This window comes from Variovorax sp. WDL1 (assembly GCF_001541225.1).
In the GTDB taxonomy this organism is placed as follows: Bacteria; Pseudomonadota; Gammaproteobacteria; order Burkholderiales; family Burkholderiaceae_C; genus Variovorax.
Window position 1 is genome coordinate 1 of sequence record NZ_LMTS01000094.1, and the last position, 7,603, is coordinate 7,603.

General features: G+C 61.4%; 7 protein-coding genes. 5 read left to right on the top strand and 2 right to left on the bottom strand.

Features of this window, described 5'->3' with window-relative positions:
* Positions 1-24 precede the first annotated feature (24 nt).
* Positions 25-402, bottom strand: coding sequence for a hypothetical protein (locus tag APY03_RS13415; RefSeq protein ID WP_232324250.1), 378 nt, complete (start codon positions 400-402; stop codon positions 25-27).
* A gap of 253 nt (positions 403-655) precedes the next feature.
* Between APY03_RS13415 and APY03_RS13420 the strand changes: the two genes are divergently transcribed.
* From APY03_RS13420 to APY03_RS41430, 3 genes are all read left to right on the top strand, one after another.
* On the top strand, positions 656-1,660 hold the full coding sequence (locus APY03_RS13420; protein ID WP_068677601.1) for a hypothetical protein: 1,005 nt from the start codon (positions 656-658) through the stop codon (positions 1,658-1,660).
* Positions 1,661-1,906: 246 nt separating this feature from the next.
* Positions 1,907-2,890, top strand: coding sequence for an ATP-binding protein (locus APY03_RS13425; protein WP_068677603.1), 984 nt, complete (start codon positions 1,907-1,909; stop codon positions 2,888-2,890).
* A gap of 10 nt (positions 2,891-2,900) precedes the next feature.
* Complete coding sequence (locus tag APY03_RS41430; RefSeq protein WP_068677605.1) at positions 2,901-4,526, top strand: AAA family ATPase; 1,626 nt, start codon at positions 2,901-2,903, stop codon at positions 4,524-4,526.
* 553 nt (positions 4,527-5,079) lie between these two features.
* Here APY03_RS41430 and APY03_RS13440 read toward each other — a convergent pair.
* Complete coding sequence (locus APY03_RS13440) at positions 5,080-6,198, bottom strand: type I restriction endonuclease (RefSeq protein WP_068677609.1); 1,119 nt, start codon at positions 6,196-6,198, stop codon at positions 5,080-5,082.
* 274 nt (positions 6,199-6,472) lie between these two features.
* Here APY03_RS13440 and APY03_RS13445 point away from each other — a divergent pair, with 274 nt between their 5' ends.
* Positions 6,473-7,138 carry a hypothetical protein gene (locus tag APY03_RS13445; protein ID WP_068677611.1) on the top strand — a complete coding sequence of 222 codons (666 nt, stop codon included), beginning with the start codon at positions 6,473-6,475 and terminating at the stop codon, positions 7,136-7,138.
* A gap of 38 nt (positions 7,139-7,176) precedes the next feature.
* Positions 7,177-7,602: a HEPN domain-containing protein gene (locus APY03_RS13450; protein ID WP_068677613.1), complete on the top strand. Its 426-nt coding sequence runs from the start codon at positions 7,177-7,179 to the stop codon at positions 7,600-7,602.
* Position 7,603: the final 1 nt, after the last annotated feature.

The window sequence follows — 7,603 nt, forward strand, 5'->3', positions numbered from 1 at the left end:
GCCGTGCCCGCCGCGGTCTATTGATCAGCGTTTCCCTAGGGAAACCCCTCGGCCTTGAGCGGCATAGCCCCGCCACTGGCTCAAGAGATCGCCCCGCTCAGATAGACAAAAGCCCAGCCCTTCGTTGGCCGCCATCACCTCATTCCAATGAGCCTCAAGGGATGCGATGACAGCTGGGGCTGTTCGGTTGGCCTGCCCCAACTTCTCCGTAAGCCGGAGTACTAGTCGGCCCTCTTCGCTGTCATTAGACATGGACAGCGCCGACAGCCTGATGCTCTTGCCGGCCACGATGGCCATGAATGTCTCGGTGCTGCAGTAATGATGCAAGGTCGCAGGTACGTGATGGGGCGTGAACTTGTCAAAAACTAGGTCTACAGGACCGTTTGCCATCGGCTTCTCCATCCCGGGGGCGTGGTTGTATGGGCTGTGCTCGACAATGATAGGGCGAGCGTCTTCCGTCGCCTGACGAGGCCTCCGTTCCCCGGCCCTAATGAAGCACGGTCGCTGACAATTGGCTGGGGCAATTCCGTACTGCTGTCACTCGAGCAACGAAGCTGTGCGGTAGCCGGTGACGAACTGGGGGGAGCCGGGCAAAGGCGAGGATACTTGCTACCGCCACAATGGCTGCGTGCATCACTTGGCGACACAATGCACCATGCTCCGACTTCAGTTCGTTCTCTTTCAAGCCGACGAGGCGGCGAAGATGCTTCGCGCTGGCGCAGTGCCAAGGCTGCGGACGGCACTGCTCCTGCTGGACAACTGCACCGAGGTTCTTCTCGACCGCTGGATAGAGGATCGGCTAGCGCACGAGGACATGCAGCGGCAGATCAAGATCCGCGCAGTCGAAGCAGCCATCCCCAAAGATCATCCGCATCTCGCCGACCTCTTCGTGCAGACATTCCTTACGGCCACCGACGCATCCAGGGTCGCCCGATTGTTTAACGAGAAGCTCGCGTTCGCGTCCGAGCGCGGCGCACTCGCGCCGACTGTCGTGTCCGTGCTGTCTCACATTCATCGATACAGGAACGAGAGCTATCCCGGAGGGCGTGTGCGGCCCGGCATTCTTAGCACAACTGTCGCAATCCAGATTCACCTTGTTTGCGACCTCGTCCGAACGCTCCAGCCTGCTTCCGCCGGGTACAGCTCGAAGCAGGACTTCTCGTGGCTTACTGAACGCTTCGGCATCCGCAACCCCTCAACGCTATGGGAAGAACGCGAGATCAGACGGGTTTTGGCTGAGATTCGGGGCGCTGCCAATGTCGACATCGAGGCCGCGCCTGCTGCTTTGGCCGAGAACCTCGAAGAACGCATTGAAGCTCTCGATGAGACGGTCGAGTTCCTGGTGGATGAGGCGCAGATCGAGACGACGCCTGATGCCGTCATTGCTGCCGCGCAGGCGTTCACTCTGAAGAAGCTCAGTAGCGAGGTCGCCTATCCTCCGCCTCCACGCGGGCTCGACAAACTTCTTGATAGTTCGGTGATCGATCGCGTCCGCCACATCCCCGACATGCTCCGGAATCCGTCCGACAGCCTCAAGGTCTTTGATGTGTTCGCGGACGCGGACGCGGCGCTCGACCGAACAGAGTACGTGCTCGGCCAGCTTGCGATGGCTGTAGACCAAGCGATCCAACTCGAGATTGATCGAGCGCGTGACAAGTGACAGCCGGCGCCTGCACGGCTCCGCCGCTGGTGCTCAGAACGAAGTACTCCGAGCAACCGCGGAGCAGCCCCTCCAGCGCGCCAACGGTCCGCGGGTAGGGCTCGGTAGCCCGGCAGGCTTGCGCTATCAGGTTTGTCTTCCATGTTAGTCAGGGGTCTCCGGACCGCCGTCACAGGCGGCAAATGGGAATGACACAGCCAAAATGTCGTCCTCGAACAGCGCGCGAAGCGCAGGAGGCGACGGACGATGGCACTACTTGACGAGATTCTGGCCTGGGCGGCCTATGAGCTCAAACCATGGCAGGGCGACGCGGTGCGGCGCCTGTTTCAGAAAGTCACGCTCGACGACGGTGACTACGACGACCTGCTGCTGATGCTGAAGAGCACCCGCGGCCTCGCCGGCGAGGTCATGCCGACTCCGGTGCCGCTCGCCAAGGCGCATCTACCAACCGCCGGTGCTGCGAATCCCATTGTTTTGGAGGCGCTGCACTCCCTGCGCAACGTCAATCGTCTGGCTGAAGGGCAGCGCCTGGAGTTCCTGCCCAAGGGGCTGACTGTCGTGTTTGGGGACAACGGCGCAGGCAAGTCGGGGTACTCCAGAGTCATCAAGAGCGCCTGCCGGGCGCGCGTGAAGAACGAGCCGGTTCTGCCGAACGCGGGGCTAGAGGCACGCCTGCAGCAGACCCCCGAGGCAGTTTTCACCGTGTCATGGAATGATGGCAAGAGCTTCGATGTCCCCTGGAAGGCCAACGCGACAGCGCCTCAAGACCTGGCTTCCGTGGCGATCCTGGACACCCGTTGCGCACGGGCCTACACCGACCAGGAAGGTGAGGTCCTCTTCGCGCCGTACGGACTCGACGTTGTCGAGGACTTGGCGCGGGTCGTCTTTCCGAGGCTTGAGCGAGCTATCAAGCAGGAAATCGTCGGCCTCGCCGTATCCGACAATGCGTTCGTCGACCTGAAGCAGACCGACACCGCAGTGGGCCAATTCCTCAGGCAACTGTCCGCCTGGACCAAGGACGCAGCCATCGAACAGGCGTTGCAGTTCAGCGAGGAGAACGCCGCGCGACTGGAGGTCCTGACCGCGGCGCTGGCGGAGCAATCACCGGCAGAGAAGGCCCGCGAATTGGAAGAGCTGGCGACCCGAATCGCGGCAACGGCGCAGGCGCTTGAGGGCACCCAGAACGTCGTCGCCGACAGATTCGCTGACGGCGCTGTGGCGGATCGATGAGGACCTCAGAGTGGCGCTGGAAGCGGAGACCTTGGCCGCCAATCAACTGCGAGGGGAAGAGGGGCTGCTCGACGGCACCGGGCAAGGGCCGTGGCGCCAGCTCTTCACTGCGGCGCAAGCCTTCGTCGAGACGCACCAGCACTCGACCACTCCCGGTGCACCGTGCCCGCTGTGCCAGACCCCGCTTGCGGAACAGGCGGCTTCCCGCTTGCGGCGCTTCGCCCAGTTCGTCGTCAACGACGCGAGCGTTCGGGCGGACGGTCAGCGAACCCGCCACCAGTGCACCTTCGAGAACCTGCGCAGCACGCAGCTGCGAGCTCGGCTCGAAGAGACCACGGTGACCTACATCGAGGCCAACTCGGCGGGATGGACCGCGGCCAAGGATGCCTTCGAGGCGACGGTTGAGAGCCGGCGGCAATGGGCGCTGGATGCGGGGCTCAGGACACACGACTGGTCGAAGGCGCCCCCGGTCTACACCACCCGGCCCATCGAGGCAGCGCGGCAGCTGGAGGGCTCAGTGCGGGAGCAGGCCCACATCCTGCGCGAGGCCCAGCCCGGGCCCGCGCGGGCCACGCTGCAAAAGGAGGCCGACGAGCTGAAGGCTCGGCAGGCGCTGTCGGCGCGGCGCGATGCGCTTTACGAGCTCGTCCGGGCCAAACGCCTGCACCACAAGCTGTCAGACTGCCTGGAAGACCTGAAAACCAAACTGGTGTCGGATAAGGCGGGTCAGCTGGCGGAATCGGCGGTGACGCGGCAGCTGAGCGACGCACTTAACCTGGAGTTCGAGAAGCTGGGCATCTCCCATTTGCAGACGTCGCTGAAGGCGCGTACCGAGCGCGGTCGTCAGAAGCTGAAGCTGGTACTCGACCTTCCCAATTCGACCAAGCCCGAGGACATCCTGAGCGAAGGCGAGCAGCGGGTCATTGCCATTGGCAGCTTCTTCGCCGAGCTGAGCGTCGCCCACCACCGTGGCGCGGCCGTCTTCGACGACCCCGTATCCTCGCTGGACCACCAGCGGCGCCAGCGGGTCGCTCGGCGGCTCGTAGAGGAGGCGAAGACACGCCAGGTGGTCGTGTTCACCCATGACACGGTCTTCCTGGCGGAGCTCCTGCTCCTGTTGAAGGCCCCGGCGGCGCCGCCCCACGTCTGTCGTTTCCTGACCTTTAGCCAGCAATCCACCGGGCGGATTCACGACGGGTTGCCCTGGCACCACCTGCCGACGAAGGACCGGTTGGACAAGCTCGAGAAGCTGGCCAGCGCTTTTGCGAAGGACGAATCGAACCTCGACAACGACCAAGCCGAGGCTCGAGCCCGAGACCTCTACAACTGCCTGCGAGGGGTCGTGGAGAAGGCGGTTGAGGAGGTCGTGTTCTGTGGCACGCTGGAGCGCTACAACGACTACGTGCGGGTCGCCTCCATCAAGCAGACCGTCGGCCTGAAGCTCGAAGAATGCGAGCCGCTGATCGACTTACATTCGCGCGCCAGCGACATCGTCGCGGGCCACGACAAATCGGGTGCCCGAGCATTCGCTGCGCCGAACGCAACAGAGGCCTGGGACGACGTCGAGAAGCTCAAGAAGGCACTCGACACCATTCGGGACCGGCGCAAGGCACCCAAGTCGACCACGCCGCCCTGACGGTTTCGCCGTGAGGCAAGGCTCCCAGCGGCTAGGGTAGTTCTCCCGCCTCTCAGGCCGCTACCGGGAGGCGAACTCTAGCGTCCCTTCGTATTCGTACGAAGAAGCAAAAGCAAGGCCGCGCAAGAGACCCACGGAGCTGATCAATTCGGCCCGCAACAGCGAATGTCCTATGAGTGGCGAGCGCTGCTCGGCGAGGGGCCCGCTATGGGTCGGATACCTGAGTAGCCCTACGGGAGCGGCCGTCATCTGGCCGAGGTGCGACACGAGATGTTGCTCAGCCACATCGTGCATGTCGGCAGCACCCTCAGCACCGGTCGGCCGCGGCGCACTAGGCCCCGCACCTCAATGATCGTGATGTGGTTGACACCGTGAACTCGGTGACCGCGATGGACGGACCGCAACCGCTGCGAATCGGCCGTTCGGCTTGTCACGATAACCGAAAGGCGCAGACCCTTACCGGATCATCGGTTCGAAAGATCCGGTCGGAGAAGGTGGGTCGGGCTTGTTGGGCACGAAGACGCGGTTTCAATCCTCTCGCCTAAGGCCCCTCCTACGCTTCCAGCACCTCGCCGGTCTTGTCTGCGGTCACGTTCATGTAGCTGGTCACACATGCAGTAAGGCGCTGAGCGAGATCGAACAACTGGTCGACTGTTGAGATCGGGATCCGCTCCTCTTCCTTGTTTTCGTTGAACAGCCCCACGACGAGCTTCGATTCGTTGTTGAAACGCAAGCGGCAGATCGGCTTGCGATTGTTATCGTCGAAGAGAATTGCGCAATAGCTTGCGGCATCCCGAATGAAAATACGTCCTGGTTTGACGACGGGCCTTAGGATGGCGCGAATGATCTGATAGGCCTCGAACTCAACGGCCGAGGGGGTGAACCCTTCTTGGGTGCTTCGTCCCGTCTCTGCGCCAAGCGCGTCGGCAACGGCGAGGACAGGTGAAAGCGGCGGCTCTGGAGTCATGGCGCCCTTGAGGCGCTCATTGATCTTGTCGCCGATGAGCTGCTGGAACGCGCGCTTGGTCACGGCGGTGAACTGGTCCTTCACGGCGTTCTTGAAGTGCTTGCCCGCAAGAAACTCAGCTGATACCAGGCGGACGAAGTCTTCAGGCGGGTTGATCATCCACTCATTGAGGGTATTCTGAATCGCTCGTGTGTACTTGAGGTGATTCGCCGTGGTGAGGATGGTGTCGATATCGAACGCGGCCTTCGCGAACTTCTTGAGCTCTTCAATCTCTTGTTCGCGGAAGTCGAGGATGTTGAACTCGAAGAAGGGCTTTTCATCCATCTTGTTCGGCTTCTCTAGATCCGTGAAGAACTTGTACGTGATGCCGTTGGTGAGGACACCAAACCGAGCTTCTGTTACGTGAAAGTATCTGAAGAGCTGGCCGGCGTGATTGATATTGAGATCGCCACCGCTTCTCTTGCACTCGAAAAGCATGATGGGCTTCCCGTCCTTGAGGATGGCGTAGTCGACCTTCTCGCCCTTCTTCGTGCCGACGTCGGCGATGAGCTCAGGCGTCACCTCGAGAGGGTCGAAAACGTTGTAGCCGAGAAGCTGGATGAACGGCATCACCATGGCATTCTTTGTAGCTTCCTCCGTCTGCAAGAGGTCCTTCGCCACCGCGACTCTCGACGCGAGCGATCTGACTTGATCGATAAAGTCCATGCTGTCTCCTCAGTTCGTTGTTGCTCGCGCGGCTCGCGACGAAGCATTCTGGTCAAGCGCGATCTCTTCGACAACAGCCAACTTGTTGGATGTCCAGAGTACTGGCAAAGAAAATGGCAAGTTATGCGGACTTGTTCACCAATCTCGTTCTACCAAGCACGAAGTCATAGCCACCTCGGGGATCTGACGAAGCTAAATTCGGCCGATGTCTGCAGAAGAACCAACGCTACCGCGTCGCTCCGCTCGACCAAGCTGGGCTGGCGTGCTGAGCACAATGACGACTCTCATAGCGATCGGGACGATCACCCTTCACGTCATGGGCGTGGCTTCGCACCGGGCGTATCTCCAATACTGGGGCATCGACGCAGGGGTCTTCCCCAAATCGACTGACTGGGTGTTGATCAACGGCTATCACGGCTTGGTGAACCAGTCGGCCCGTGCCTTACTCGGAATACTTGCTAACTTGGGGTGGTGGGTTGCTGCAGCCGTCGGAGTGGCACTTTATCTTTTCATTCTCCTTTCGCCGTGGGATGCGGGCTCCGGTGCCGTGTTCAAGTGGCTTGGTCAACGTTCCGCCTCGATACAGCGCTTCGCGAAGATCCTGTCGGGGACGCTCCTCATCGCGGCAATTCTCCCGGTGGTGCTAGTTTCCTGGACGGCGGTGATGGTCCTGCCCGATGCACTTGGCGAGGCGAGTGGAAAGGCACATGCCAAACGCGAGGCCCTCGAGTTCAAGAAGGGTTGCGAGAGTTCGAAGCAGCCGTGCGTCGAGCTGAAGCGAGGCAGCGAGGCGTTGGGCTCGGGGTTTGTGCTGGACGGCTCGGAATCCTATATCGCAATCTTCGACGCGCAGCTGCAGCGTGCGCGGGTCATTCCGAGGGAAGCTGTTGAGCTGATCTCCCGCCGGACGCCGGTGGTGTCCGAAGTCGTTGCTCCTTAGTCGCGGCCGGCCCGCCTTGCTCCTAACCCACTACCTCGATGCCAACCGCCAGAGAGACGTTCGACAGCTCGATTAGGGACGCCGTCGAGCTCCTCGGTCACTTCAATGCGCTGAACGCCAATCCTCCGCCGGCGCACGCAGAGGTGCTCAAGCGCGCAGGGATCATCATGGCCTGCACGGCCTGGGAGACCTACGTCGAGGATCGCGTACTTGAGGCACTCCATGCGCGGCTGGGTGCGGGCAGCGATAGCTTTCAAAGTCAGTTCATGTTGAGGCAACTGCGGCTCGCCTTGAAGCAGTTCAACAACCCAACATCAGACAAGACACATAAGCTATTCGCAGATTTCCTTGGGGTCGATGTGTACGAGGGCTGGAAGTGGAACAACTATGACTGCGCACGAGTGCGACAGGAACTGGACGCTGTAATGTATGCGTCCGGCAATCCCATCTTGAATGCGGCTTAGG

Coding starts and splice junctions, on each gene's coding strand:
- APY03_RS13415 (WP_232324250.1), bottom strand. CDS start 402: ATGGAGAAGCCGATGGCAAACGGTCCTGTAGACCTAGTTTTTGACAAG.
- APY03_RS13420 (WP_068677601.1), top strand. CDS start 656: ATGCTCCGACTTCAGTTCGTTCTCTTTCAAGCCGACGAGGCGGCGAAG.
- APY03_RS13425 (WP_068677603.1), top strand. CDS start 1,907: ATGGCACTACTTGACGAGATTCTGGCCTGGGCGGCCTATGAGCTCAAA.
- APY03_RS13440 (WP_068677609.1), bottom strand. CDS start 6,198: ATGGACTTTATCGATCAAGTCAGATCGCTCGCGTCGAGAGTCGCGGTG.
- APY03_RS13445 (WP_068677611.1), top strand. CDS start 6,473: ATGACGACTCTCATAGCGATCGGGACGATCACCCTTCACGTCATGGGC.
- APY03_RS13450 (WP_068677613.1), top strand. CDS start 7,177: ATGCCAACCGCCAGAGAGACGTTCGACAGCTCGATTAGGGACGCCGTC.